Annotated in this window: 30 protein-coding genes, 2 tRNA genes and 1 pseudogene; 11 read left to right on the top strand and 22 right to left on the bottom strand. The window is 60.0% G+C overall.

What is annotated here, in order from left to right; translation table 11 throughout:
* Nucleotides 1-13 precede the first annotated feature (13 nt).
* Nucleotides 14-1198: an acetyl-CoA C-acyltransferase family protein gene (locus Q1W70_RS26275; protein WP_182344390.1), complete on the bottom strand. Its 1185-nt coding sequence runs from the start codon at nucleotides 1196-1198 to the stop codon at nucleotides 14-16.
* A 175-nt stretch (nucleotides 1199-1373) separates the two neighbouring features.
* Here Q1W70_RS26275 and Q1W70_RS26270 point away from each other — a divergent pair, with 175 nt between their 5' ends.
* The 7 genes from Q1W70_RS26270 to Q1W70_RS26240 all read left to right on the top strand — a co-directional run bounded on the left by Q1W70_RS26270 (nucleotide 1374) and on the right by Q1W70_RS26240 (nucleotide 8591).
* The gene (locus Q1W70_RS26270) at nucleotides 1374-2417 is read left to right on the top strand and encodes an AraC family transcriptional regulator (RefSeq protein WP_182344392.1); all 1044 of its coding nucleotides are present in this window, start codon (nucleotides 1374-1376) and stop codon (nucleotides 2415-2417) included.
* A gap of 81 nt (nucleotides 2418-2498) precedes the next feature.
* Nucleotides 2499-3074 carry an antibiotic biosynthesis monooxygenase gene (locus tag Q1W70_RS26265; RefSeq protein ID WP_166589436.1) on the top strand — a complete coding sequence of 192 codons (576 nt, stop codon included), beginning with the start codon at nucleotides 2499-2501 and terminating at the stop codon, nucleotides 3072-3074.
* 54 nt (nucleotides 3075-3128) lie between these two features.
* Nucleotides 3129-4967: an amidohydrolase gene (locus Q1W70_RS26260; RefSeq protein ID WP_302098914.1), complete on the top strand. Its 1839-nt coding sequence runs from the start codon at nucleotides 3129-3131 to the stop codon at nucleotides 4965-4967.
* Nucleotides 4968-5048: 81 nt separating this feature from the next.
* Nucleotides 5049-6338, top strand: a complete 1290-nt coding sequence (locus Q1W70_RS26255; protein ID WP_302098382.1) for an NAD(P)/FAD-dependent oxidoreductase — start codon at nucleotides 5049-5051, stop codon at nucleotides 6336-6338.
* Between the two features lie 25 nt (nucleotides 6339-6363).
* Nucleotides 6364-6921, top strand: coding sequence for a helix-turn-helix domain-containing protein (locus tag Q1W70_RS26250; protein ID WP_166589434.1), 558 nt, complete (start codon nucleotides 6364-6366; stop codon nucleotides 6919-6921).
* Nucleotides 6922-6944: 23 nt separating this feature from the next.
* Nucleotides 6945-8291 (top strand): glutamine synthetase family protein, encoded by a 1347-nt coding sequence (locus Q1W70_RS26245; RefSeq protein ID WP_166589433.1) that lies wholly within the window; start codon nucleotides 6945-6947, stop codon nucleotides 8289-8291.
* A 226-nt stretch (nucleotides 8292-8517) separates the two neighbouring features.
* A tRNA-Cys gene (locus Q1W70_RS26240) sits at nucleotides 8518-8591 on the top strand.
* A gap of 49 nt (nucleotides 8592-8640) precedes the next feature.
* On the opposite strand, the pseudogene Q1W70_RS26235 reads toward Q1W70_RS26240, so the two are convergent.
* The 3 genes and pseudogenes from Q1W70_RS26235 to Q1W70_RS26220 all read right to left on the bottom strand — a co-directional run bounded on the left by Q1W70_RS26235 (nucleotide 8641) and on the right by Q1W70_RS26220 (nucleotide 11502).
* Nucleotides 8641-9846, bottom strand: a pseudogene (locus tag Q1W70_RS26235) (ISL3 family transposase).
* Between the two features lie 463 nt (nucleotides 9847-10309).
* Nucleotides 10310-10732, bottom strand: a complete 423-nt coding sequence (locus Q1W70_RS26225) for a GNAT family N-acetyltransferase (RefSeq protein ID WP_302098379.1) — start codon at nucleotides 10730-10732, stop codon at nucleotides 10310-10312.
* 152 nt (nucleotides 10733-10884) lie between these two features.
* Nucleotides 10885-11502 carry a LysE family translocator gene (locus Q1W70_RS26220; RefSeq protein WP_166589431.1) on the bottom strand — a complete coding sequence of 206 codons (618 nt, stop codon included), beginning with the start codon at nucleotides 11500-11502 and terminating at the stop codon, nucleotides 10885-10887.
* Nucleotides 11503-11568: 66 nt separating this feature from the next.
* Here Q1W70_RS26220 and Q1W70_RS26215 point away from each other — a divergent pair, with 66 nt between their 5' ends.
* From Q1W70_RS26215 to Q1W70_RS26205, 3 genes are all read left to right on the top strand, one after another.
* Nucleotides 11569-12486 (top strand): LysR family transcriptional regulator, encoded by a 918-nt coding sequence (locus Q1W70_RS26215; RefSeq protein ID WP_302098377.1) that lies wholly within the window; start codon nucleotides 11569-11571, stop codon nucleotides 12484-12486.
* 215 nt (nucleotides 12487-12701) lie between these two features.
* A tRNA-Leu gene (locus tag Q1W70_RS26210) sits at nucleotides 12702-12786 on the top strand.
* Nucleotides 12787-12949: 163 nt separating this feature from the next.
* Nucleotides 12950-14176, top strand: coding sequence for a tyrosine-type recombinase/integrase (locus tag Q1W70_RS26205; RefSeq protein ID WP_302098376.1), 1227 nt, complete (start codon nucleotides 12950-12952; stop codon nucleotides 14174-14176).
* 2 nt (nucleotides 14177-14178) lie between these two features.
* Here Q1W70_RS26205 and Q1W70_RS26200 read toward each other — a convergent pair whose 3' ends face one another.
* The 7 genes from Q1W70_RS26200 to Q1W70_RS27400 all read right to left on the bottom strand — a co-directional run bounded on the left by Q1W70_RS26200 (nucleotide 14179) and on the right by Q1W70_RS27400 (nucleotide 19106).
* Complete coding sequence (locus Q1W70_RS26200; RefSeq protein WP_302098375.1) at nucleotides 14179-14394, bottom strand: helix-turn-helix transcriptional regulator; 216 nt, start codon at nucleotides 14392-14394, stop codon at nucleotides 14179-14181.
* A 40-nt stretch (nucleotides 14395-14434) separates the two neighbouring features.
* The gene (locus Q1W70_RS26195) at nucleotides 14435-15160 is read right to left on the bottom strand and encodes a hypothetical protein (RefSeq protein WP_302098374.1); all 726 of its coding nucleotides are present in this window, start codon (nucleotides 15158-15160) and stop codon (nucleotides 14435-14437) included.
* Nucleotides 15157-15402: a hypothetical protein gene (locus tag Q1W70_RS26190; RefSeq protein ID WP_302098373.1), complete on the bottom strand. Its 246-nt coding sequence runs from the start codon at nucleotides 15400-15402 to the stop codon at nucleotides 15157-15159. The genes Q1W70_RS26195 and Q1W70_RS26190 overlap by 4 nt, the downstream gene beginning before the upstream one ends.
* 49 nt (nucleotides 15403-15451) lie before the next feature.
* On the bottom strand, nucleotides 15452-15700 hold the full coding sequence (locus Q1W70_RS26185) for an OTU domain-containing protein (protein ID WP_302098372.1): 249 nt from the start codon (nucleotides 15698-15700) through the stop codon (nucleotides 15452-15454).
* A gap of 186 nt (nucleotides 15701-15886) precedes the next feature.
* Nucleotides 15887-16894 (bottom strand): S1 family peptidase, encoded by a 1008-nt coding sequence (locus Q1W70_RS26180; RefSeq protein ID WP_302098371.1) that lies wholly within the window; start codon nucleotides 16892-16894, stop codon nucleotides 15887-15889.
* Between the two features lie 143 nt (nucleotides 16895-17037).
* Nucleotides 17038-18624, bottom strand: coding sequence for a DNA cytosine methyltransferase (locus Q1W70_RS26175; RefSeq protein ID WP_436799870.1), 1587 nt, complete (start codon nucleotides 18622-18624; stop codon nucleotides 17038-17040).
* Nucleotides 18625-18656: 32 nt separating this feature from the next.
* Nucleotides 18657-19106: a DNA cytosine methyltransferase gene (locus Q1W70_RS27400; protein WP_436799869.1), complete on the bottom strand. Its 450-nt coding sequence runs from the start codon at nucleotides 19104-19106 to the stop codon at nucleotides 18657-18659.
* Between the two features lie 84 nt (nucleotides 19107-19190).
* Here Q1W70_RS27400 and Q1W70_RS26170 point away from each other — a divergent pair, with 84 nt between their 5' ends.
* Nucleotides 19191-19391 carry a hypothetical protein gene (locus tag Q1W70_RS26170; RefSeq protein WP_302098370.1) on the top strand — a complete coding sequence of 67 codons (201 nt, stop codon included), beginning with the start codon at nucleotides 19191-19193 and terminating at the stop codon, nucleotides 19389-19391.
* On the opposite strand, the gene Q1W70_RS26165 is transcribed toward Q1W70_RS26170, so the two are convergent.
* The 11 genes from Q1W70_RS26165 to Q1W70_RS26115 form a co-directional block, all read right to left on the bottom strand.
* Nucleotides 19392-19703 (bottom strand): hypothetical protein, encoded by a 312-nt coding sequence (locus tag Q1W70_RS26165; protein WP_302098369.1) that lies wholly within the window; start codon nucleotides 19701-19703, stop codon nucleotides 19392-19394.
* Nucleotides 19704-19772: 69 nt separating this feature from the next.
* Complete coding sequence (locus Q1W70_RS26160) at nucleotides 19773-20381, bottom strand: hypothetical protein (protein ID WP_302098368.1); 609 nt, start codon at nucleotides 20379-20381, stop codon at nucleotides 19773-19775.
* A complete protein-coding gene (locus tag Q1W70_RS26155) occupies nucleotides 20378-22015 on the bottom strand; it encodes a YqaJ viral recombinase family protein (protein ID WP_302098367.1) in 1638 nt (545 codons plus the stop codon). Before Q1W70_RS26155 ends, Q1W70_RS26160 begins: the two co-directional genes overlap by 4 nt.
* Nucleotides 22012-22767, bottom strand: coding sequence for a recombinase RecT (locus Q1W70_RS26150; protein WP_302098366.1), 756 nt, complete (start codon nucleotides 22765-22767; stop codon nucleotides 22012-22014). The genes Q1W70_RS26155 and Q1W70_RS26150 overlap by 4 nt, the downstream gene beginning before the upstream one ends.
* Nucleotides 22768-22920: 153 nt before the next feature.
* Nucleotides 22921-23163: a hypothetical protein gene (locus Q1W70_RS26145; protein ID WP_302098365.1), complete on the bottom strand. Its 243-nt coding sequence runs from the start codon at nucleotides 23161-23163 to the stop codon at nucleotides 22921-22923.
* Nucleotides 23160-23363, bottom strand: coding sequence for a hypothetical protein (locus Q1W70_RS26140; RefSeq protein ID WP_302098364.1), 204 nt, complete (start codon nucleotides 23361-23363; stop codon nucleotides 23160-23162). The genes Q1W70_RS26145 and Q1W70_RS26140 overlap by 4 nt, the downstream gene beginning before the upstream one ends.
* The gene (locus tag Q1W70_RS26135) at nucleotides 23360-23551 is read right to left on the bottom strand and encodes a hypothetical protein (protein ID WP_302098363.1); all 192 of its coding nucleotides are present in this window, start codon (nucleotides 23549-23551) and stop codon (nucleotides 23360-23362) included. The genes Q1W70_RS26140 and Q1W70_RS26135 overlap by 4 nt, the downstream gene beginning before the upstream one ends.
* Nucleotides 23548-23976, bottom strand: coding sequence for a hypothetical protein (locus tag Q1W70_RS26130; RefSeq protein WP_302098362.1), 429 nt, complete (start codon nucleotides 23974-23976; stop codon nucleotides 23548-23550). The genes Q1W70_RS26135 and Q1W70_RS26130 overlap by 4 nt, the downstream gene beginning before the upstream one ends.
* Nucleotides 23977-24649: 673 nt before the next feature.
* On the bottom strand, nucleotides 24650-24826 hold the full coding sequence (gene csrA, locus Q1W70_RS26125; RefSeq protein WP_302098361.1) for a carbon storage regulator CsrA: 177 nt from the start codon (nucleotides 24824-24826) through the stop codon (nucleotides 24650-24652).
* Between the two features lie 176 nt (nucleotides 24827-25002).
* Nucleotides 25003-25191, bottom strand: coding sequence for a hypothetical protein (locus tag Q1W70_RS26120; protein ID WP_302098360.1), 189 nt, complete (start codon nucleotides 25189-25191; stop codon nucleotides 25003-25005).
* A gap of 232 nt (nucleotides 25192-25423) precedes the next feature.
* Nucleotides 25424-25663 (bottom strand): hypothetical protein, encoded by a 240-nt coding sequence (locus Q1W70_RS26115; protein WP_302098359.1) that lies wholly within the window; start codon nucleotides 25661-25663, stop codon nucleotides 25424-25426.
* Nucleotides 25664-25982: the final 319 nt, after the last annotated feature.

Here is a 25982-nt window from a genome sequence, read left to right as displayed (position 1 = left end):
TGGGTATCCTTGCTCATACGCGTTCGAACAGCACGGCGATGCCTTGGCCGCCACCGATGCACATGGTTGCCAGGGCGTAACGGCCCTGCACGCGATGCAGTTCGTGAATGGCCTTGGTGGCGATGATCGCGCCGGTAGCGCCCACCGGGTGACCGAGGGAAATCCCGGAACCGTTAGGGTTGACCTTGGCGGGATCGAAGCCCAGCTCCTGGGCCACGGCGCAGGCCTGGGCGGCGAACGCTTCGTTGGACTCGATCACATCCAGGTCAGCCACGGTCAGGCCGGCGCGCTCAAGCACCAGGCGGGTGGCGGGAATCGGACCCAGGCCCATCATCGACGGCTCGACACCGGCGTGGGCGTAACCCACCAGGCGTGCCATCGGCTTGAGACCTTGCTCCTGCACCACTTTGCCGGTGGCCATGATCAGTGCACCGGCACCGTCGTTGAGGCCCGAGGCGTTGCCGGCGGTGACGCTGCCGTCTTTCTTGAATGCCGGCTTCATGCGTTCCAGCTGTTCGCTGCTGACGTCGCCGCGCACGTGTTCATCGGTGGCAAAGGTCACGGTGCCTTTGCGGGTGGCGATTTCGATCGGCACGATCTGCCCCTCGAAACGCCCTTCGGCGATGGCCCGGGCAGCGCGCTGCTGGCTGAGCAGGGCCAGTTGGTCCTGGGCCTGGCGGCTGATACCGAAATGCTCAGCGATGTTCTCCGCGGTGATGCCCATGTGGATCCCGGCGAACGGGTCGTGCAGGGCGCCGAGCATGTAGTCGATGCCCTGGATGTCGCCCATGCGCGCGCCCCAGCGTGCCTGCGGCAACAGGTAGGCGCCACGGCTCATGGATTCCACGCCACCGGCCATTGCCGCGCCGGCGTCACCGAGCATCAGGCTCTGGGCGGCGCTGACGATCGCCTGCAGGCCGGAACCGCACAGGCGGTTGACGTTGAAGGCCGGGGTTTCCTTGGGCAGGCCGGCGTTCATCGAGATCACCCGGGAGATGTAAGCGTCGCGGGCTTCAGTCGGGATCACATGGCCCATCACGGTGTGGCCGATGTGCTCGGGGGCCAGGCCCGAACGCTCGATGGCGGCGCGGCACACGGCGGTGCCCAGGTCGATCGGCGAGACGTCCTTGAGGGAACCACCAAAACCACCAATGGCGGAGCGAACGGCGCTGAGGACAAAAATATCGGAATGCTTCATGAATATTCCCTGGGTATCGTGGGCAGCGCGCGGCTCACGTAGTATGGGCGCGCTGGGGGAGGCTGGTTTATGGCGCTGAGTCTAGAGTCAGCCGCGCCACGGCGCCTATGCCAAAACTGCGCAAGGGTGGTGGCGTTTTTTGCCATGTTCAGATGATCGGGAGCCAGGGAAATACATGCGGGAGACGGATTCGGTAGCGGTGTACTTCGTGTACCCGATGATCCAGGCCTTGCGCGCGGACCCACAGCGTTTGCACGCGGTGTTGCGGCAAGTGGGGATCGATCCGCAACTGCTGGAGCAACCGGCGGCACGGGTTCCGGCCTCGGCGTTTGCCGCGTTGTGGCTGGCGCAGATCGGTGAGTTGCAGGACGAATTCTTTGGCCTCGATTCCCACGGCATGCCACCTGGCAGCTTCGCCCTGATCTGCCGGGCGCTGATCCAGGAGCCGACCCTGGAAAAAGCCATGCGCCAGTGCCTGGCCAACTTTGCCCTGTTTCTGCGGGACTTTCGCGGCACCCTGACCGTGCGCGGCAAACGCGCGGTGATCAGCCTGCAGACCCAGGCGCAAAGCGTTGAGCTGGCGCGTTTTGGGGAAGAGACCTTTCTGGTGCTGATGATCAGCCTGCTGTGCTGGCTGGGCGGACGACGGATTGCCATCGACCGCGCCGACTTCCAGCACCCGCGTCTGTCCCTGGCGGACGATGCCTTGCTCTGGGGCGCCAACCTGACCTTTGGCGCGGCACGCACGCAAATCGAGTTCGACAGCCGCTTCCTGCAACTGCCGGTGACCCAGGACCTGGCGTCGCTCAAGGCCTTTTTGCGCAGTGCCCCGCAATGGCTGGTGATCCGCTTTCGCAATCAGCACGGCTTGGCGGCGCAGGTTCACCAGCGGCTGCGCAACAGTGATTACAGCCAGTGGCCGACCCTGGAAGCCTTTGCTCGCGAGCAGCACCTGAGCCCCAGCACTGTGCGGCGCAAGCTCGAGCGCGAAGGCTGTGCGTTCCAGGAGATCAAGGACGAAGTGCGCCGCGCGGTGGCGATTGAGCAATTGCGCCGCACCCAGGCCAGCGTCACCACGATTGCCGAGCAGATCGGCTTCCAGGAGCCCAGCGCCTTTCACCGCGCGTTCAAGAAGTGGACGGGGGAAAGCCCGGGGCGTTATCGGGCACGGTTCCAGGGCGCGCAGGCGTTGCCGACGGTGGATGGGCACGACCGGTGATCGTCTGGGCTGAGTAATCCAGCATGCCCGGGGTGTTGTTCAACTATCGTTGAAAGTCGCCGAGACCGGGGAGTGCCAGTGATGAATGTCGAACTGTCCGACGGGGTGGTCACCCTGCTAGTGCGCCACACCATCAAGAAGGGCCAGGACCAGGCCTACGAGCACTGGTTGCGCCGCACCATCGCCATGGCGCGCAGTTACCCCGGGCACCTGGGGATCGACGTGATGCGCGGCCATCGCCAGGGCCTGGCGCAGTTCACCAGCGTCCTGCGCTTTGCCAGCACCGAGCAACTGCAGCACTGGCTCGACTCCACGGACCGTCGCAGCCTGGTCGCAGAAGCACAGCCGATGCTTGCCGATGGCGACCAGACCGAAATCAACGCCGATCGCGAGTTCTGGTTCACTCCGGTCGAGGCCGGTGCGCCGGCGCCGCCACCGCGCTGGAAGCAGGCGTGCGTGACCTTTCTGGTGATCCTGCCGCTGAGTTTCCTGGTGCCGATGCTGTTCAAGCCGCTGTTCAATCGTGTGCCGTGGTTGGGCGGTCATGTGCAGGCCAACGTGCTGATCACCGCAAGCATCGTGTTGCTGGTGGTCTACGTCTTCATGCCGCGGGTGACGCGGCTGTTCAGCAAATGGCTGCAAGCCCCCAGCGCCTGACACGCGGCGGTTGTTTGCCTATTCCATCGACCCAGGACGCCTGTGATGAATAACGTGATTGCCGATCTGATTCTGCACAACGGTCGCCTGCACACAGTGGATCGGGCAAAGCCCCGGGCCAGCGCGGTGGCGATCAAGGACGGGCGCTTTGTGGTGGTGGGTAACGACGCCCAGGCCATGGCCCTGCGCGGCGCGGGCACCCAGGTGATCGACCTGCTGGGACGCACGGTGATCCCCGGGCTCAACGACTCGCACTTGCACTTGATCCGCGGCGGCCTGAACTACAACCTGGAATTACGGTGGGAAGGGGTGCCGTCGCTGGTGGATGCCTTGCGCCTGCTCAAGGACCAGGCCGAACGCACACCGGCCCCGCAGTGGGTGCGGGTGGTGGGCGGCTGGAACGAATTCCAGTTCGCCGAAAAACGCCTGCCGACCCTCGACGAACTGAACAAGGCCGCCCCCGATACGCCGGTGTTTGTCCTGCACCTCTATGACCGCGCCTTGCTCAACCGCGCGGCCCTGCGGGTGGTGGGCTACGACCGTCATACGCCGAACCCGCCCGGTGGCGAGATCGTGCATGACGCCAATGGCGAGCCGACGGGGATGCTGGTGGCACGGCCCAATGCGATGATCCTCTATTCGACCCTGGCCAAGGGACCGAAGCTGCCGCTGGAGTACCAGCTCAACTCGACCCGCCAATTCATGCGTGAACTCAATCGCCTCGGGGTCACCAGCGTGATCGATGCCGGCGGTGGTTTCCAGAACTACCCGGACGACTACGCGGTGATCAACGCGTTGGCGGCCAAGGACCAACTGACGATCCGCATCGCCTACAACCTGTTCACCCAGAAACCCAAGGAAGAGCTCAACGACTTCAAGCACTGGACCGGCAGCGTTGCCCTGCACCAGGGTGATGATTACCTGCGCCACAACGGCGCCGGGGAAATGCTGGTGTTCTCAGCGGCGGATTTCGAAGACTTCCTCGAACCGCGCCCGGACCTGCCCTTGACCATGGAACAGGAACTGGAGCCAGTGGTGCGACACCTGGTGGAGCAGCGCTGGCCGTTTCGCCTGCACGCCACTTATGACGAATCGATATCGCGCATGCTCGACGTGTTCGAGAAGGTCGACCGGGATATCCCGTTCAATGGCTTGCCGTGGTTCTTCGATCACGCCGAAACCATCAGCCCGAACAACATCGAGCGGGTGAGGGCGCTTGGCGGAGGTATCGCGATCCAGGATCGAATGGCGTTCCAGGGCGAGTACTTCGTCGAACGCTACGGCGCCAAGGCGGCCGAGCTGACCCCACCGATCCAGCGCATGCTCGCCGAGGGCGTGCCGGTGGGGGCTGGCACCGATGCCACGCGGGTGTCGAGCTACAACCCCTGGACCTCGCTGTACTGGATGGTCAGTGGGCGCACCGTGGGCGGGCTGGCGCTGTATCCGCAGGGGCTGCCCCGGGACACCGCGCTGCAGCTGTTCACCCACGGCAGCGCCTGGTTCTCCTCGGAGCAGGGCAAGAAAGGGCAGATCAAGGTCGGGCAACTGGCGGACCTGGTGGCGCTGTCGGCGGACTATTTCAGTGTCGAAGATGAGGCGATCAAGTGGATCGAGTCGCTGCTGACGGTGGTTGGCGGCAAGGTGGTACACGCGGCGGGGGATTTTCAGCGGCTGGCGCCGCCGACTTTGCCGGTGGCCCCGGACTGGTCGCCGGTGGTCAAGGTTCCGGGGCATTGGCGTCCCGCTGCGCCGTTGCAGACCCAGGTGCACCAGTGCAGCGGGCCCTGTGGCGTGCATGGCCACGGTCACCAGCGCGCGCGTCTGTCGAACGTCCCGGTGAGCGACTTCCAGGGATTCTGGGGGGCCTTCGGTTGTTCGTGCTTTGCCTTTTGAGGTGAGGGCAGCGATTGCGTCGATGAAAATTATGCTGTAGTTTTTCATGAAATTATAAAAGCATAATTTCATGGTGTTCGAATGTTTCAGCAATCCAAGCAGCACGTCGACAGCTACTACGCCCACAGTTGCGCCGATCGATTGCTGGAACGTCCGGTGTTTTCGGGCGAGCAGGACACCGAGGTGGTGATCATCGGTGCCGGTTTCAGCGGCCTGCACACCGCGTTGCGCCTGGCTCTGGCCGGCAAGCGCGTAACGGTGCTGGAAGCCAGTCGGGTGGCCTGGGCTGCGTCCGGACGCAACGGCGGCCAGGCGATTCTCGGCTGGTCCTGTGACATGCCACCCCTGGAGGCGGCGCTCGGCCATGAGCGCGCACGCCGCCTGTGGGACAGCATGCGCTGGGCCGCCCGGGAGTTGCGTGAACTGCCGGCGCGCCACGGCTTTGATTGCGATTATCGCCCCGGGCATTTGTGGACTTCCGTCATGCCGCGGCGGGTCAGTCTGTTGACCGAGTGGCAGCATGAGGCCAGCCACAAATGGGGCCACGATGGCCTGCAATTCATCCCCCGCGAACAGTTGCCGGAATGGGTCGCCAGCGAGCGTTACCAGGCCGGGCTGTTCGATCCCGAAGGCGGGCACCTCAACCCATTGAAACTGGCCCTGGGCCTGGCCGCCGCCATCGAAAGCGCAGGCGGGCGTATCTACGAGCAATCCAAGGCCCTGAGCTACCACTCAGTGGGTGACCGGTACGTGGTCGAGACCGAGCAGGGCCGCCTGCGCGCCGATGTGCTGGTGCTGGCCTGCAATGCCTACCTCGATCAGCTCGACCCGCAGTTGGCCAGTTGTGTGTTACCGGTGGGCACCTACCAGGTCGCCACCGCGCCGCTGGCGCCCGCCCTGGCCAGAGCATTGCTGCCCAGTAATGTGTGCGTCACCGACAACCAATTCGTACTCGATTACTTCCGCCGTACCCCGGACCACCGCCTGCTGTTCGGTGGCGGCTGCACCTACCTGGGCGGCATGCCCCGGGACATTGGCGCGGCAACCCGGCCGTTCCTCGAGCGGGTGTTCCCGCAACTGCAAGGCGTCGAGCTGGAGTACGCCTGGGGCGGGCACATCGACCTGACGCTCAAGCGCACCCCAGACATCGGCCGCCGCGGCGATCTCTACTGGCTGCAGGGCTACTCGGGACACGGTGTGTTGCCGACCCTGGCCGCCGCGCGCGCGGTATCGGCGGCCATCCTCGGCCAGACCGACGAGTTGGCCCTGTACCAGGGCCTGCAAAACGAGCGCTTTCCCGGCGGCAAATACCTGGCCGCGCCGCTGGAAGCCATCGGCAAGGCCTGGTACCGACTGCGCGACAGCATTTGATCAATCCTCTTCCGGAATTTCAGGCATGAACAAGCAAGAAGAAATTGCCGCGCTGGCGATCCTGATCCACGACCTGCGCAAGCACAAGAAATTCACCCTCAAGGAACTGGCGGACAAGATCGAGCGCTCCGTGGGCTTCCTTTCGCAAGTCGAGCGCGGCCTGTCCCGCCCGACCGTGGCCGACCTGACGGCGATCAGCGAGACCCTGGGTGTGCCGACCACCTATTTCTACAGCCTGCCCAAACCCAAGGTCCTGCCGTGGGTCACCCGGCCGGATGAGCGCCGCACCCTGTACTACGCCAACGGCATCACCGACATCCTGGTCTCGCCGAAAATGCGCGCCAGCTTCTCGATGCTCGAAAGCCGCCTGGAGGCCGGGGCCAACAGCGGTGAGCGGCATTTGAGCGACAGCTCGGAGCAGGGCGGCTACGTGCTCGAAGGCGAGCTGACCCTGTGGCTGGACGAGGACGACGAGCCCGTCACCCTGCTGGCCGGCGACAGTTTTCAGCTCGACAGCCACACCCGCTGCCGTTACGGCAACCTCACTGACCAACTCACGCGTGTGCTGTGGGTTTACACCTGATCACTACAACGGGAACTTTGAAGATGGACGCTGCCTGCTCTGATCTGTTGGCCGAAGTACGGGCTTTTCGCCAACGCTACCCTGAGGTGCGGTATGTCGACCTCATCTCCCTGGACATTCCGGGGCACTTCTACGGGAAGCGCTATCCGATCGACATGCTGGAAAAAGTCGCCGCCGGCACGGCCTTAAAGTTGCCGCAGAACTGCGTGCTGCTGGGTGTGCAGGGTGGCTTGTTCAAGATCGGCGACTACTGCTTCCACGACGGCGACCCGGATGCTGTGCGGCGCCTGGTACCGGGCACACTCAAGCCGGTGACCTGGGAGTCCCAACCCCTGGGGCAGATGCTGATCACCTCCGACGGCACCGCCAAGCCCATCGAATTCGAACCCCGGGAAGTCCTGGCCCAAGTGCTGCAGCGCCTGCGCGGCAAAGGCATTCACCCGGTGGTGGCCTTCGAGCTGGAGTTCTACCTGTTCGACAAGCAACTGCGTGATGGTCTGCCGCAGTTCCCCCGCGATGGCCTGACCGACGACACCGACGATCAACCGAACATGCACATCGAGCGCCTGTCGCGGTTTTCCCCGGTGCTCGACGAAATGGTCGAAGCGGCTCGCATCCAGGGCATCGACACCACCGTGATCACCGCCGAACTGGGCCCGGGCCAGTTCGAAATCAACTTCGGCCACCTCAACGACGGCCTGCAAGCCGCCGACTGGGCCGCTCTGTTCTGTCGCAGCACCCGGGGCGTGGCCCTCAAGCACGGCTATCGCGCCAGCTTCATGGCCAAGCCGTACCTGCAGCACCCCGGCAGCGGCATGCATGTGCACGTCAGCCTGTACGACGGCGCCGGCCAGAACCTGCTGGCGGCCAACCAGCAACAGGCCCTGCGCCACGCCGTCGCCGGCTGCCTGGAACTGCTGCCGCACTGCATGCCGATCTTCGCCCCCAACCAGAACGCCTACCGCCGCCTGGGCGGCACCGTCAACGCCGCCACCCGCGCCAGCTGGGGTTTCGAAGATCGCGACGCCTGTGTACGGATCCCCGAATCCGACGCAAAAAACCTGCGCATCGAACACCGCCTGGCTGGCGCCGACGCCAACCCGTACCTGGTCCTGGCCGCGATCCTGGTCGGCCTGGAGCAGGGCCTGGACACCGGCCGCGAACCCATCCCGCCCCTCAACGAAGACCGCAACAGCGGCATCGACTTCCCCCTGGACATGCTCGAGGCCGTACGCCAGATGCAACACCAGCCACAACTGCGCGAAGGGCTGGGCGCCGAGTTCGTCGACGTCTACTGCGAAAACAAACGCCAGGACCACTTGGCCTTCCAACAGGAAATAAGCGCACGGGAATACCGCTGGTATCTATAATCACCCCCTGGCCCGGCTCACCCTGGGCCAGGGAATTGAAAACCTTGAGATTTTTTTACTTTGCGTCCTTGACAGGACATCGGAAGCAGTCCAGAATTGCGTCCATTCCCGCTTAGGGGACGAGAAAAACCCTTTAGATTTCAAAGGGTTGGAAGTAGATGAAAATCTAGTTTCCCTCTCCAGTTTGTTTGCGTTTGGTGTTGTTTTTCAGGCATCCGACGTTTGAGGCCGAGTAGCAAAATGGTTATGCAGTGGATTGCAAATCCACCTACGCCGGTTCGATTCCGACCTCGGCCTCCACTATTGAAAACCCCGTAGCTCAATGAGTTACGGGTTTTTTTTTGGTTCTTCACGGATTACCGGGAAAGACGCTCTTGATCTTCATGAAAAAGAACTCGCTATCCCGGTAACCGTACGCCATTCGCTTGATGACCTTTATTCGATTATTTATTCCTTCCAACTGACCGGTGTGCATCGGCCAGCGAACCCGGCTGACGATGCCCCGCCAGTAAGTCTTTAGCCGTTTGGCGAACTGGATCAGTGCCGGTATTTCGCTTTCATGCGCATGGCGCAGCCATTGCTTCCAGGCCGATCGCCAACCCCAAGCGGTGCTCGGCGTCCAAAGCGTTTTGAGTTCAGTCTTCATCAAATAGACCTTCATCAACGCGTGGTTGGCCGCCAGCAGATCCTCCAAGCGGACCTGTTGCTCCGGTGTTTTCAGGTTCTGCGGGTTGCGCAGGAGCAGCCAACGCGCCTGCTTGATGACCTGTCGGGCCGGCTTGTCATGACGCAGTCGATTGGCTTCGTCGACACGAACCCGATCAATCACCTCTCGGCCATACTTGGCCACCACATGGAAGAGGTCGTAGACCACTCGCGCGTTGGGACAGTGCTGACGAACCTCCAGGTCAAAAGCGGTGTTCATGTCCATTGCCACCGCTTCGATTCGGGCGCATCCCTCTGGCCCCAGCTCTTCGAAAAACGGCCTGACCGCCGCCCGGCTGCGGCCTTCGCCGATCCACAGCACTCGTCGTGTATCCGCATCCAGCACCGTTCGGTTGCTGGAGCGTCGTGCCTTGCAAGCGGCATTGAGCGATCTGCCGAAGGCGCAACCACGGCGTCTGGTGATGGACGAGTTCGCCCTGTTCAAGGGCCATCGTTACGCCAGTGTGGTGTCCCAATGCAGCCCAAACATCTGCGCCACGTGCAGCGTGGGAAGGCGCTCACAGGCTTGAATGACCGCCTCTGCCAGACGCCGCGTCATGCGGGCATAGCGATCCAGCCAACTGACGGCCTCCATGCGTTTACCACAGTCGCGGCAACCAACGCGTCGGAGCAAAACGCTCAGGCGCACCGCACGACCGAGAATGGGCAAATCACGAATGACTCGCTCGCAATACTCATGCGTGGTTGAACAGGGTTTTTGGCACCCGCCACAGGAAGGGAATCGGGTGGCGTGGGGTGTCAGATCGATCTGGAGGGCGTCACCATCAGGCTTGATCGTGACGACAGAAAAGCCCTCCCAAAAAGGAAGGAAAGTATTAATATCGCGCATAAGAACGCCGGTTTGTTAGATGTGTTTGCTCGCACGAACATCATCAATCAAATCGGCGTTCTTGTTTCTGTGTTTCCCGGGATTCCGTGAAGAACCTTTTTTTTGCCTACAGGAAAGTGAAGTGTTCCGCAGTTTTGGGGGGGTGTTCCGCAACTGTGCACGCTAGGAGCGCCAGTGGTCAGGGTGATGACAGGCTGTAGTCGACCCATAGCTGCCCCTCGGGAAAGGCAGCAATCGGCCGATTCTGTTGAAAAAGTCGACCCGGGCTGACGATCCAAGCATTGAGCGGTGAAAACGTCATTTCTGCACACTGCTACGTGAAATCTGAGTCCTGTACCCTCTGCTCAAAACACGGATCTCAATCTCAGACGCGTACTTCTCTGTCGTGAAAACCGAAACCGACTTTTTCAACAGAATCGGCCAGAAGTGATCGTTCAACGTTTCAGAATTGGGCCGAAAGCGGCTATGAATCGGCTAGCCGCTCGAATCGAAGGTAACCATGGGAATCAGTCCCGACGCGCACGAAGCCTGCTTGCTCATACATGAACCGGGCAGGGTTATCGGGGCGTACGCTTAAACCCAGATGGGTAAAGCCACTTTGCTTGGCTGTAGTCGCATAAGCGTTCAGTAGTGCTCGACCAATACCGTTGCGCCTGCAACCCCGGCTGACGTTGATAGTGCAAAGCTGCGCGTACCCCTGCTCTGGCATCCATAACGAGTAACCCGCGAACTGCTCTTCATGAATTGCCACCGTCAAACGATCAAAGTTCTCTACCCAACGAGTGAGATGTCGCTCTAACTGCAGTCGCCATGCGTCTTCGTGATCAGGCTCCCAGCATCGTATGTAGTCCTGCTCGCCCCGGTATATCGAAGGAATATCGGTCACGCAGGCTTGCCTTAGTATGAGCGTCATCCTGATGCCTCATGGGTGATGAATTAGGAAAACTACCAAATCGCTCAGCTTCAGCCAACGGCGACATGAGCCAGACTTCCGGCATCACTCCTCCAGTAAGACCGGTTGAAACCCCTGCGCTCAACTCAGGCTGAACGCTGAGCGATTGTCAGCAGAACCCCGAAGCTCACGAGTAGGCCGCCAAAAATTCGATCAATCCATTGTCGTGACGCCACTAATTTCTCGCGCACCGTCCCGGCCGAGAAACACAGGGCGATGAGGCTGAACCACACCGCGTGGGCGCCCGCGATGAACAGTCCATACGCGACTTGCACTGTCACGGCGGTGTCCGGTCGTACCACACCCATGAACAAGCTAACGATGAAGATCGACGTTTTCGGGTTCAGCGCGTTTGTGAGAAATCCCGTACGTAGAGCTGCCAGGTCCGATAAAGCAGGTGACGGTGCGTCTAGCTGTTCAATCGCCGGTTTGGAGCGAAGCATTTTGATGCCTAGGTAGACGAGGTATGCAGCGCCGGCCAGCTTGAGCGCATTGAACAACCAAGGCGATTGTTGAAGCACCAACCCCAGTCCGAGCAGCGTATAGCAGACGTGGACAAGTACCCCAAATCCAATTCCCACCGCGGTGAGGACGCCCGCCCGTCGAGACAGCAGTAATCCGTTGCGAGACACCATGGCGAAATCCGGCCCGGGACTGATGCAGGCAAGTAGTGTAATGGTGATTACTGCTATCCATTCGCTCATGGGGTACCCTTCACATTGGTGCTGTTAAAAGCCAATGTTTACAGATTCTGTGCTCTGGTAATAACGATGATTTCTGAAGGAAATAGTGACTACAACTCACCAATCTCTGAAGCTCGGACACCTTCACTGCTCGCGTTGCGTTGCTTCGAATCGGCAGGAAGGTTCGAAAATTTCGCCCGTGCGGCTGAAGAACTGCATCTGACACCCGGCGCCATAAGCCGGGCAGTGCGCTTGCTTGAAGAGGATCTGGGGGTTGAACTGTTCGAGCGGCGCAGCCGAAGGGTCTTTTTAACGGACGCCGGAAGACGCCTGGCCAAAGCCGTGAGTGAAGGGCTTGGAGTGATGAGCCAGGCAGTGCGCGAGATACGCAGCGATGCCCGTCGTGCTCGTCAGCTTGTCCTATCCTGCGAGCCAACGCTGTTGATGCGGTGGTTGATCCCTCGTTGGAGCGACTTCCAAACACTTCATCGAGGGCCAGGCATTCATTTAGTGGCCGGCGGCGGCAGCTTTTCGTTCGACCATGGCATCGATTTGGCCATTCGGCGGGACGATTTTCCTCGTCCCCCTGGCTATCATGCGCAGAGCCTGTTCCCGGAAAAGGTCGGCCCTGTATGCCGGCCAGATATGGCCGATCAATGGTTCAGCAAAAACAGGAAATTTCTGCGTTCCACGGCACCACTGCTTGAGACGACCAGCCGACCTATGGCTTGGCAGGAGTGGGCTTGTGCAAAAGGGCTGCCCACGCCTTCCATGGAAGTGCAAACTTTTGAACACTTTTACTTCAGCATCCAAGCGGCTGTCGCAGGCCTCGGAGTGGCCATTGGTCCATGGCACTTAGTGCGCGACGATATCCAGAGCGGTGTATTGGTCGCGCCATTGGGATTTGTTGAAGATGGCTCACGCTACTGCCTGCTATCTCCCACCGCACCCAAGCCAGGCAGCTTGGAAATGGATTTACTTGATTGGTTGCGGGCGGTGGGCTGAGGTAGCGGCCTTCGTTGCGGCTTACTCCCAGGTTACATCCCGCCGATCTCTCTGTAGGGTGTAACTCAGTTGCAGTTCCGCCTGATCACGTCATATCGCCCAACGGGGACTTGGTAACATTGACTTTCATGGCCGTAAGGTCTGCCTGGTTTCCTAAGTGATTGATTCTGGTTTTGTTTTAGGGTTAAATCAGCGCCTGCTTTAGCATTTCCCATGCCCCGATGGTGAAATTGGTAGACACATCAGACTTAAAATCTGCCGCCGCAGGGCGTGCCGGTTCGATTCCGGCTCGGGGCACCATTTTCGCTTCTCAGGCCTTACCAAGCCTTCTCAAAAAGCCCCGCTGGCATTGGCCTCCGGGGCTTTTTTGTTCTCAGCTCTTCTCAACTACTCTCACCCCTTCTCATTATTTTTAGTACATTCATCAGCACATCTGAATTCGACTGCTCATGGTGATGTACTAATGCCCCTCACTGACACAGCCGTCAGGCAAACAAAGCCCAAAGACAAAGACTACAGCCTCAGCGATACCGCGGGTCTGTCTTTGTTCGTCGCAGCCAAAGGCACGAAAGCGTGGCACTTCCGTTTCTCATGGCACGGACAGCAGCCGCGGATATCCCTGGGCACCTATCCAGAAATCTCCCTGAAAGAGGCTCGCGAGCGTCGAGACGAGGCCAGATCCCTTATTGCCAGGGGTGTCGACCCTCGATCTCAGCGCCGCGAAGAAAAACGTGCCGCCAGTACCGGTGCCGTCAAAACATTCGAGGTAGTGGCCAAAGAGTGGTACGACTTCAAGCTACCTCGATGGGCCAAGGCCAAGAAGGGCGCTGCCGTGCAGGCTCAGCTCTATTTGGACAAAGACCTAGTTCCAGCACTGGGCAAACTCCCCATTGCAGACGTGAGGCGTGCCGACGTACTTGCGGCCCTGAGGGTTGTCGAGAAGCGGGGAGCGCTCAACGTAGCTCGAAAATGCAGGACCTGGCTCAACGAAATATTCCGCTTTGGCATCGCTTCTGATTATCTGGAGACCAATCCTGCGGCGGATCTGGATATCGTGGCCGCTAAAGAGCCGCCAGAAAAGCATAACCCCATGCTTAGGCAGAAGGAGCTTAAAGAGTTTTTAGAGGCGCTGAATGGTGCTGATGTCACGGAATACACAAAGAGCGCCATCCGGATATTGCTGCTAACAGCAGTGCGCACAGGCGAGCTGCGCAACGCAATGTGGTCACAGTTCGACCTTGATGGAGCGCTTTGGACCATTCCAGCATCAAGCGTGAAGCAATTGCAAAAGGTAATCAGGGCGAAAGGAGGGGATAACGTACCGCCTTATCTGGTGCCGCTATCGCGACAGGCGGTTGCTGAGGTGCGCAAGGTGCATGAGTTGACCGGCCGCTATAAATTGCTGATCGCAGGCCGGAGTGATCCGAGCAAGCCAATCAGTGACGGCACGGTCAACGTTGCATTACGACGAATGGGATATGAAGGCAGACTGACCGGGCACGGTATCCGTGCCACGATTTCAACGGCCTTGAACGAGATGGGTTACAACGAGGACTGGATCGAGGCGCAGCTTTCGCATGCGGGTTCAAGCAAGATCAGAAAGACATACAACCACGCAGAATACGTGGAGCAGCGGCGGGGAATGATGCAGGATTGGGCCGACTATCTGGACGGACTGATGACGGCCTAGGCCTATTGCGCCCTTTGACGGGTAGCAGCCCGGCTTGCTGCCCATGCCTCGACTTCCGAACGAATCCAGGCCACGGCCTGCTCTCCAACCTTGGCCTGGCGTGGAAACTTTCCCCCGACGGCCATCCGGTAAATGGTCGCCGTGCTGAGACCCGAGATGCGGCGGACCTCCGGCAAGCGGATGTATTCGATAAACTCATCGGTATGTGCGGTATTCATTTGATGCTCCATGCCGCGCGTGGCGGCAGAAGGTGGTGGATTAGATGGCCATCTCGGCCTGGGGCTCTCGTTGCCAGATGGGCGAACTGTTGTGCGATTCGATGCGGTCAGCGATGACGTTGGCGCGCTGGCCGGCGGTCGGTGGGGCATACATGCCGAAACGGCTGATGCTCCCGCCGTTCACTGCTGCGTTCGTGGAGTCGGCGGAGGCGAATGGCAGATGCTGGAAGATCGCAGGGTCGAGCATTCGCAGGCCGTGAAGCCTGCAAGCTGGGCGGCCTTGGTCGTCGCAGATTGCGTCCATCGCGGCGCCCATCCGCTTCCACCATGATCCAGTGCCCGGTGTAGCCCATTGCCCAGAACTGCCCAGGGCAACCGTTCGCCAACACCTCGCCAGCCGCTGCAACCGCTCAAGCGATTCGTGCAAGTGCCAGACAGGCACGCCGCGAAGCTCCTCTGGCCACTGCCGAACAAGGTCGTCGTTGGCCTTTTCGTCGCCGTCGATGACGTCCGGAATAAGCGCCCAAGTGAATCCAGGGTGACGGTGCCAGTCTTCGACCCAGCGTGTATAGCCTTCGACGTCTACCTGGCCGCCTTTCTTCCACACTGTGAATGCGCCGTTATCGAAAACAAACGATTTGCATACATCGGCGACAATCCCGAGATCGTCCTTGCGTGGGAACGGCACCAGCGCGTGCCGGCCGACCAGGAACTTAGCGGCGTCCTCGCGCTTACCGCCGACAGGCGTGCCGTGGTAATGAATCATCCGCTGAGCCTCACTGTTTCGATCTCGACGCCCTGGTGTGTGGCAATGATCGTCTGATCACCACCCAGTGCTTCGGACAGGCGATCGGCGATCTGTTCGTGGCAGCCTTTTTTGATGATCGCGGTCGCGGCCTTGATGTGCTCGACGTAGATCATCGCCGGCGACCGAACTTCAAGCCGATAGATGATCAGTTCGCCGTCCGACGGGCAGACGGCTGCGAAGGTGTGTCGGTAGGTATTCATCACCGCGGCCCCTTGTAGCAGTACACGTAGGCGAACCAGGCGAGGGCGATCATGGCGTCACCTCGCCGGACTTTTCAGTCAGCTTCCATTTGGTGTTGTTGCTCTGGATGTGATCGGCCTCGAGCAAGCCGTCGCGCTTCATCCTCTCCAGTTCACGGCGAATCTCGGGAGTGTCACGAGCGCCGGAGACATGGAACTTGAACCACCAGGTGGGAAACCAGCCGGAACCACCGGTGTCGTTCTTTCGCATGTACTGGATGATTCGCTCTCGCAAGGTCGCGGCAGTTTCTTCAGGCATGACTTCGTCCTTGCCGCTATAGCGGCTGACTTTGAAGGGGGAGGGAGTTACAGAGGGGAGATGAGATTTATAGCTGTAGGCTTGCCGATGCGATACCGTATCGGCAGGCGTTTCGAGTCAGTGAGTTGCCTCATGTTATTATAGGGTGGAGGTCCCTGAGGACTTGCAACATACCTTCTTCTTCAGCTACTGGTACGTTTCAACGGGTAGATCTACACCAGCGGATAGTTCCGCAAGAGCATTTGCAATCGTGGAAGTAGCTAGACCAGCGAAAAACAAAGCGTGGGGGTGATCTGGATTATTTCTGTCTTCCGTTACTATCCCAAGAACATGACCGCTACGAGCAATGATGGGTCCTCCACTATTTCCAGGACGCGCAATTGCTGAGTATAAAAATGCCTCCTGTTGTTGATAGTCTAAAATTCTCTCATTGACTACTTCTCCACCCTGTAGAATCAGCGGTGCCTCGCTAGCCATAGGGACGGGAGGATAACCAAGCAAATATAGCTGCTCGCCGATGACCGGATCTCGGAAGCCGATTGCTTTACTGTCGTTCAGGCATGGCTCCTCAAGTTCAATAATTCCCACATCCACGAGAGGATGGACGTAAGTTTGCTTCACTCTGCATGCCTTTCCTTGAAAAGTCTGTTCGGTTCGAACAGTCATCCCGTTAATAACATGAGCACAAGTAAGAATGTGTCGGTCTGAAATGACAAAGCCTGTACCGCCGTGCTCGGCTGCGTTGTTATCGCCAATGATATGTACTGTGAACTTTCCGAAATACCCATACAGAAAGTCAGCTCCTAATGCTGGTGTTAGCCACGCGTAGCCTTTCCGCTCTCTGGAAGTTAGCTCTTTCATGGAGTAATAGAGTTTTGGTGCCAAAACGAAATTGCCGTGACCTACAACTACTAATAGTCCTTCTCTCTCCATTGCCTCTAGCAATGCTGTGATCTGCGACAAAGACTTGAACGCTTCATTTAATACCTCGGTTTTTTCAAGGTACTCAATAAATTGAATTACTGATAGAGGTCTCGTAGTTTTCGAGGGATCTGGGTTTTCGCCCAAAATACGTAGGTTTTCTTCATATTTTGTTGGAGAAAAAAAGGCAAATGCTTGTATAGCAAGTGAGGCCCTTTCGTGCGCAGGTAGAGGTTGAAGACGACTATATCGGGAGTCAGAAGTTGACGTCATATGAGTGACCCTTTGCAGTTCATTTCTAGTGCAGTAGATGAGGCTACGATAGCCACGATTTTTTCAACGTGCCACCGATAGCTTTCGCAAGTGACTCCTGATTTTCAGAATTGAAAGCTCAGGCAACACTCCACGTTGGTGATCTACGCTGCGACCGCGTGACGCGCAGCCACTCGCCATGGGTCATTGGCTCGTGCCAGTGCAGCCATTGGCGGCGGGCTGACGCTGTTTCCGCACATGTGAACTTGCTGGGTCTTGGTGAACGGCTTGCCGTCGGCGCCGTGGCTGATGATGTAGTCGGCGGGAAAGCCCTGGGCCTTGTACAGCTCGGTGGGTTGCAGCATCCGCAGGCAGATGTCGACGATCACGTACGGCGTGCCCTTGATCGTAACGGTGACCAGACCCAGCCGATCCTTGGTGGTGATGGTTGGCGCTGGCTCGCCGGCAGCGCTCACGTTCTCGGTGCCGTAGTAGCTGATCAGAAAGGCCGCGACCCGCAGTGCGCCGGCTTCAACCTCTGGCGAGAGCTGTAGCTCGACCAGCGAGCTCTTGCCGCCGCCACTTGCAGTGATGGTTGGTGCCGGTTCGTTCACTGCCTGGCCGACGCTTGCGCCGAACTGGCGCTCCATGAACGCGGTGACCAGACCGTGGTGGGTGCCGCCGGCGCTGATGGTGTGCAGCGGATCCGCTGCGTCCCGGGCATCACAGTTGCCGCGCAGGTGCACCAGGTTGGCGGTCACCAGCTGCTGCTGGCTGCCGGTGTTGGTCACCGTGGTCATCGGGTCTTCGATGCTCTTGGCAGCCGTGGTGTTGAACCCGCCATTCATCTGGGCCATGAACACCGTTGAGATGCCCATGGCGTGCGCGGCGCCGGCCGGGCGCTGGTAGTTACCGCCACTGGTGATGGTCGGCAGCGGCTCGTCGAGCGCCTTGCCTTCGTCCGAAAACCGGAATTTCACCAGGTGCGCCGCGGCGATAGAGTGTCCGCCACTTGCCGTCACAGTGCCGAGCGGATCGCCGGCAAACTTACTGCCATTGCCCCACCGCTGCACGCCGCCCGGTTTACCTTCGCCGTGCGCCGCGGTGACCATTACAGGGCTGATGAGGGTCAGCTCGCCGCGATTGGCGCAGGTCACCGTCGGCAGCGGGACGTGTGGATCGTTGACGCGGTCACTGCCCTGGTGAGTGGCCGGCGCGATAATAGGGCTAGCCATGGCGAACGAGCCGCCACGTGGCCAAGAGGTCACGGTGCGTAGCGGGTCCTGCGCTGACTGGACGCTCTCACCGGACCAGTTCGCGATCGGCACAATGAATGGATCAGCGGCATCGATGACGAACTTCTTCATGCCCTTGGCGATCCGGCGGAGGGTGGCCGGTGCCAGCGGCTTTGGCCGGTCGAAGATGCTTTTGCTCGGGATTGTCCAGTCGATGCACTCGGCCGCGGTGCGCCACTTCTTCTGTCCCTTGGCCGGGTGCTTAGCGTGGGTCGGTTCAGGCCACACGATGCGCTGGCCGTCGCAGCGGGCGATCATGAACAGGCGTTCACGGCTGGTCGGCGCTCCGAAGTCGCAGGCCTTGATCACACGCCACTCGACGACATAGCCAAGGTGCTGGAGCTCGGCCACGAACACGGCCCAGGTCTGCCCGCGGCGTTTTGGGTCGGGCACCAGGAACTGCTGGTGCACCGGTACAACTTCGCCGGGTTCAGCTATGGCGCCGCCCAGCTTCATAACCCGTCCAGTTGCCTTGCAGCGTTTGGCGATCAGCGGCCCCACTGGAGGATCTGCTTCACGTTCTCCAGGCTGATCACCCGGGGTCGCTTCATGCCTGCCCACTTCAGGCCGATCCACGACAGGTTGCGAATCTCGCGCTTGCGCGGCTGGCCGCCGGCTGCCTGGCTGTGGTGCGTGCAGTCCGGAGACATGTGGAACCAGCCAACCGCCTTGCCACCGCACTCGGTGTCCGGATCACCTTCGAACACGTCGGTGGTGTAGTGCACAGCACCAGGGTGATTCACTGTGTGCATGCTGATCGCCTGAGGGCTGTGGTTCTTCGCGACATTCACCGCGCGGCCCAGGCCCATTTCCAGTCCGGTACCGGCACCGCCACCACCGCAGAAGAAGTCGACAACGATCTCATCGTCCTGAGTGCTGAAGCCGAGTCCGTATTGAGTTTTGAAGTCGAAGGGGTGTTTCTTCTGTTGTGCGGACATAGGGGATCCTCGCCGGCTGGCGTGATTCGTTGAAGTGGGGTATTTGTGTTCTGCCCGGCATGACGCCGGATCAAGGAGCTACAAATGAATCAAGAAGCCCGAATTGACGCCCTGGAGCACTTGTTGGTTGCATTAGTGCTTGAGGCACAGAGGAACGGAACCGATCTGCACCACCTGCTTGCAAGCGTCAGAGGATCGATCATGGGTAGCAACGGCCCTGGTGGGCCAAAGGAGAAGGCTGCGGCTGCCGAAGCTTTGAAAAACTTCGAACACATACTCGGCTGATCACTCATCAAGGCCAATACGCAGCTCTTCTCGCTTATAGGCCAGCTCCAATTTCCGCGACACGTTTTCTGGTATCACGTATTCGTGTCGCGGCGGATCAAGCATCGGCAGGCACTTTTGAGGCCCTAACTCATGCAGCCGGTGAATCATCAGCGTGATGGCCTCGCCCTGTTCCTCGATGCCGCTCCAGGCCATCAGCTCAGCCAGGGCCTGTCGGGTCCCAGTCATGCAATGCAGCCTGATTTCTTCCTCGCCGCGAGTCTTTCGCCTCGCCGCAGTCTTTGCCGATCGTTCTTTCTGTGCGACAGCCATGGGATACCTCTTCAATGCCGCTGGCCGGCAATGCCAGCCAGGTTTGTCGTTTGCGTTGCTGGATGCGGGCTATGCGGCGCATGAAGTGCTGCCTTGATGAGCCTTGGGGTAGTCGATGCCGTGGGCCTTGATGATCCGCTCGAAGGCCTTGTTGCCGATGGCCAGCCTGCCGCAGCACTGGCGGCGGGTGATGCCCAGCTCGAGGAACGCTCTGATCCGTTCGGCAAGCCTCGTGTCCCGGGCTGCAACCTGCTCGAGTCGCGCCGAATCATTGGCGCCGCTACGGGTAGGCGTTTTGTAGGTGAAGCCGTTGTCCTGCGACAGGGTGAGCAGCTTGCGCCGGTTGATCCCGGTCAGCTGTTGCACCTCGGACTGGGTCATCGTCAGCGCCAGCCCCCTGATACGCTCGACCAGGTCGGCCCTTTCCTTGTCGCGTGCCGCCCGCTCGATATCGCGCTGGGTCATCCGGCCGAATTTGTTCGGGTTCGCGGCGCGTCGCTTTGGTGCTACCCGCTTGCTCGGTTCCGGCTCATGCCGGATCGGTGGAGGGGCGTACTTGAACGGGGCCAGCTCCTGAATAGTCCCTCCCGTACTCAAGAAGGCCTCGACATTGCTGGCCAGCTCGGCGCTACGCGGCGCGTTCATTTGGATCATGCTGAGTTCGTGGCTGACGATCATGCTGCCGCCTGCACCAGCCTCACGCCGGCCATGCTGAAGTTTTGACCCTGATCAGCAACCATCGCATCGAGCGCTTCCCAGTTGACGGTCAGTACAGAGATAGGCGCCTGCCCATAGGCCACGGCTTTGACCAGATCCAGCAGGTCGAATACTTCGGCCTGAAGGTTCACCGCCTGGTGCGCTGGCGCGGTCACCGACTTGGGTGCCGACTGTGCCACCGGTGCGGACTTGATCGGGGCCGGCGTCACAACTGGCGCAGGCTCAGTGACAGGCTCGACCACCTGCTTCGCCTTGGCTTCGTCCTCGATCCTTTGCAGCTCCTCCTTGCGGATCTGCTCGCGCTGGGCTTCGGCTTTCTCTTCCTCGGCTTTCTGGTGCTCAGCAATCCGAACCTTGATCAGCGCGACCAGGTCGTCGTTGGCTTTCATGACCAACTGCTGGGCATCGACGAACAGGAAGGCGTGGTCGGCAGCCAGGGTGCGCAGGCTTTCGAGGTTGAGGCGAATGCCGTCGGCCATCTGGCTAGCGTCGATCTTCGCCCGGGCCAGTTCGGTATCAACGGCATCCTGCAGGCTGGCGATGGTGCGCTTGTTCTTCATGGCGCCGGCGAAGTCGGCGGTCACCGCCGGCAGGGTCACTTTGCCCAGGGTCTTGTTGATCGCCGTGATGTGATCAGTCAGTGCCTGCTCGGCCTTCTGCTTGATGTTGGTCTTCACCAGCAGCTCTTGAGCCTTCACCAGCTTGTCGACCTTCAGGCGAGTTTCCCGGGCGTGCTTGCTGATGCGGTCCAGCGAGCAGAAGAGTTCGTCGATGGTCTGGGTTTGTGACAGCGCCTGCTTCTTCGCTGCCGTCACTGCGTCCTCAACGTCTCCGCACCACTTCACAGCCTTTTTCGCGTCCGCGAAGTCCTGGTCGGTGGTCAGCGTGGTTTTCACCGAATCGATGACCGCCAGAGCCGACTCCTCAAACACTTTCAGATTGCTGGCGGTAACCATGCCGGTCAGTTCAATGCGCAGCGTTGGCAGCTCGTCCGGGGCCTTGCCGACAACGATAGACGGGGCATCTGCCAATTCGTGGCCGGCGAGATCCGCCTCGAACTGTTTCCAGCCTTCGACCAACTGCGCGGCGCGGCCGGCAACCGGGCGATATTCCATGCTGACGAAGTTCTCGGCGGTGCCGTCGGAGCACACGAAGATCACACGTTCGGCGCCGCTCACCAGAAGCTGCTGCTCGAGTTGCCAGTAGTAGTGCGGAGCCAGGTCTTCCGCCTTCACCTGGGCGACCAGCGTTTCGTTCCAGAGCTTGTGCTCGAACAGCGTCTCACCGAGCATCGTCGCGCCATCCATCGAGGCAAGCAGGTTGCCCTGGGTACCTACGACCGGATAAAGCTCTTCGCCGATCATCGCTTCCACCAGCGGCCGGGCCAGTGCCTCAGTGGCGTGCCCTCTGTCGAAGATGTGCTGCTGCGCCGGGGTCACGTCAGGAGCAATGCCGGTCTTTTTCAGCGTCAGCAGGTCAGTGCGAGTCTGGTACTTCGAGACCCCCATCATTGCCGGCGCTTCGGATGCGGTGAAGTGCTGGCCGCGCAGGGCGTGCCACTCGGCTGATCCCTGGGCTACGTTATGGATGATCATGCTGCTTCTCCTTCGAGTGGTTTCAGCTGGTTGATGGCGTCGATTTGCTCGGCGGTAAGCGTGTATTTGCTGCTGACGGTGGCGATCAGGTGCTCAGGCGATGACTTGCCGTCTTCGATCGCCTTGCGCCACTTCGGCAGATTCTCGGCCAGCTTCTCATCCGGATATGCTTCAAGCTTGGTCGGCGCAGCGATCTTGGCTACGCTGGCGAGCGGCTGGCCGTTATCCCGCTCTTTCGGCATGTCCTGCAGTTCTTCGGCGACCGGCATGCCGCGCAGCACATCAGGGAACACGTCACGCAGGGCGAAGGCACGGGCGCGCATCTGGCGCATGCGTTTTGGGTGTTGCGTCCATGGGCCAGCCTTACCGACGAGGCCGGCAGTCTTGGCGTCATCCATGGTGTAGATCCGCACCTGCTCGTTCTCGCCGCGGCGCTTCACTCGGCAAGTGGCTGTGTGGCCGTCGTCTTCCTCGTACACGTATTCGCAAAGAGGCGAGCCGCGCACTAGGGCAATAACTGCATCACCCCAGAGCGCCGGGCGCCCGTTAATGACCGCGATGTTCTGCATCGCTTGCAGTGGCTGCAGTCCCAATTCCAAACCCCACTGGATTGCCACCAGGATGTTGCCCGGGTTGCCGAGGAACTCCTTCGGCACAATGGTCGACTTGGCCAGGATCTCAGCGAACTGCATGGCCTCGCTCAGCGACGAAGGGGTAAGGCTGAAGCTTTGCTTGACGGTTAGATCAGACACGGGGATTCCTTCCGCCATGCAGGCGGCGTATGAGTTCGAGTTATTGGGTGAGCTGACCGGAGTAGGCGCTTGCCAGCATCCAGGCAGTGAAGAGGAGAAGGGTGATGGCTGAGCCGCGCCAGAAGCAGTAGCGCTTGGCGCGCTGGTAGGAGGTCATGGCATGCACCATTGGCTTCCGCAGTAGTAGCGACCATCATCAAAGTTGGGAGGTCCAGACTTGCGACCGCAACCACACTGAACCTCTTCCTCGACCTCTTCTTCCTCTTCGGCTTCGGGCTGGTCTGCGCGCTGGCAGTTCGTGCCGCCGCAATGCGGGCATTCGGTATGGGTTAAGTGGCTGAGCGGGCCGACCCAGCGAATTCCTGCCTGGTTGCAGTTGCCGCAAATCATGCTCATGCCTTCACCTCATAGGCGACGGTCCACTCACCGCACATGCAGGCCCGGCCGCTCCAAGCATGCACGTTCGGGATGCCCGCATCGTGAGCCAGCGAAAGGGCGCCCAGCCACTTGGTGTGGGTGAAGGCCAGGATCATGCGGTCGGCGGGCAGATCTTCGAGCTGCTCGTCGATCAGTGTTTTAACCGGTGGCGTACTCATGCGAACTCCTTGCGCTGCCTGCAATGCTTCAGCAGACGCTGGCAGTAGTGGCTGAACTCTTCGAGGGTGATCAACTGGTCGGTCATCAGGTTGGTGATGATCTGCTGGACCAGAATGCTGTTGCCGGGCGGGCAATCGGGATGCTCAAGCCCGGCCAGGGCCTCATCGATGAGGATGTACGGACTCATAGCTCTTCGTCCTCTGCCTGGGCAATCAGTGCATCACCGACAAGGGGCCGAAGTAGGCCCTCTGCAATTTCACCGAGTACGCCCAGCGGGTGGTCGCTGGGGCCGAGCAGTTCGGCGGCGGCAGCCTTGTCATATCGCCCACTCATGGCGGCGATTACCAGGTAACCAAGTGAGGCGGTTACGATCTCGCAATCTTCAAGCCTACCGTTGACGTGCTCATCGACAGCCATGGCGAATTGGTGCGATGTCACTGCTTTGGCGGGACGGGCTCGCCCTTGAAAAGCTACATTCCCGCCGAACCGAACCAATTGCTCGGTCGCGTTGTACAGCCATTCAGCCCGAGCCACTTCCTGCGAGCTCTCGCTCACCATCGGAGGCAACTGCGCGTCGTGCATGGCCTGACAGATATTCAGTGCTGCGTTCATGGTCGCCTCCAGATCGGCGTGTGTTAAACCAACAAAACTCGGCTGCACTCATCCATTCCGCTGGTTGCCGTTGGGCGCGGAGGGGAGTGCATGCGGGTGGTGTCGGGGAGGGGGGGATGCAGGCGGGGAGCGCTTCCTCCCGTGCGTCGAGTCTGGCCAGCTATGCCCTCGGACTCGCCTGCGGTACATCGTCGTCTTTTCGGTTGGCCTACCGGTTTCCCAGTTGATGCGCGGTGACATCGACGACCTACTGTCCGCTGCCTGTCAGGGTATTGGGCGCAGTCTTCAGGCTTGCTGCGCCACGCAGGTGGATCAGTCAGCTATTACATGATGGTCATCCTCCTATGGTTCGCTCACTGGGAAGGCAGTGGCCACCTATCAAGCTGTGATTGCAGGGGGCCGCGTTGCGCGGTGCAGAATCGTCCGCATCGGGGTGTGATCTGGTCGGAGGTGCGGTCTCTTCAACAGCCCGCCGTTCAACTCGCAGCGCTACAAAGGCTCACCGCCAGGGGCTGCCTGATCGCTGGCTTCATCCTCGGTCTGCTGTGACAACTGCAGACCAGATCACACTCCGATGCGGCCTGGTGCTGGGGAGTACCAGGCGCTCGGTGCCGCTTTGCCGGCAAGTCAGTCCTTCACCTCAGTGAGGTGAACTCCATTCGTAATCTGTTGTTCACTCGGCTGTTTTTTCATCCTGAATACGCTGGTAGATCTCTTCGCGATGCACCGCTACATCTTTCGGTGCAGCAATTCCCAGCTTCACCTGTTGCCCTTGGACGCTCAGCACTGTGATGCTGATGTCGTCATTAATGCAGATGGTTTCTCCTGCCTTGCGGGTAAGTATCAACATGGTCCTGCTCCTTGGTTAGCTTCCTAAATGGCCCGCCTTTCAGGCCATTTAGTGAAACTCTCTGCCCCTATCGGTAGCTGCCAGCCAGTCTAGACGACAGCTGTTGATCGGGCTTGAATCGAGACCGAGCTGATGGCATCCGTCTGCACACTCGCTAAACGTGCAGAGGTGATGCTTCAGCCTTCGCAAGACCATTGGTGATGGTTTGCGTGTTCCTCGCTGCAGAACGGCAGGCTCTGCTGCCGAACGTACTTCTTCTTTCGCACCTGGTCGTAGGCCCGATCGATGATGGTTTTGTAAACCACCGGGTCGGCGGGTTCTCCGCAGCGGGTGCATTTCGTTTGCGCTGAAGCTGATTGGTCCATGGCGGTTACTCCGGTTGATTTCCCGTCAACCCCTCGTGATAAGGGTTGTCGGTGAAATCTCACTCCTCGCACGCTTCCACATGCCTGCAAAGGGCCCATAACGAAACGGCCACACAAACCAGAAGCACAACTACAGCGCTGATACAGGTGATTGGTAGCCATCCCATGGGGAACTCCTCGGTGTGTTTTCCCAATGCACCCGGGTAACCAGGTGCATCAGTGAAAAGGCCCATCACACCAAAACGTTGTTGTCGTACTGCCGGGCGCCTGTGTCGCAGTGGCTATGCCCTTGGGCAATGGCGTCGTAGTGGTAAAACAGCGAACCAGTAGCGCGGCACTCTCCACTGTCTTCGTCGGTGATCACCACCGCCGTGATGCGAGTGTTGCGTGCGCTGCTGGTGAAGTGAGCGCTGTATTGACCCAGACGGGCGATGGTCTTTCCGTTTTCTTGAGTGCTGGTGAAATTGAACATTGCATCGCCCTCCAGGGCTCGGTTGTCATCCCAAGCAGCCCTCGCGAGAAGGCTGCTCAGTGATGCTGTCCAGTTGAACCTCCGAGACATCCTCGGTAGTTCGTTTCTCCACCACGCGCATCGCCCGATTCATATCTCTGGCCAGGTCACACATTTCGTGTCCGGTGTTCTTCCTGGCTGGCTTGCGTGGTTTCGCGTACTCACATGAGGGAGCACGGCAGCTATCCAGAGGCTGCATGGGCGGCGGTTTAGCTTCTTCCGACCCAGGTAGTGGCCTGGGTACGTCGCGGTGGTCACGTCAGACTGTTAAAGAGCGGCG

Origin of the sequence: Pseudomonas kielensis, assembly GCF_030505375.1 — a bacterium.
GTDB classification, from domain to species: Bacteria; Pseudomonadota; Gammaproteobacteria; order Pseudomonadales; family Pseudomonadaceae; genus Aquipseudomonas; species Aquipseudomonas kielensis.
Note: the sequence above shows the minus strand (reverse complement) of the source record. Positions and strands in the feature narration are given on the sequence as shown.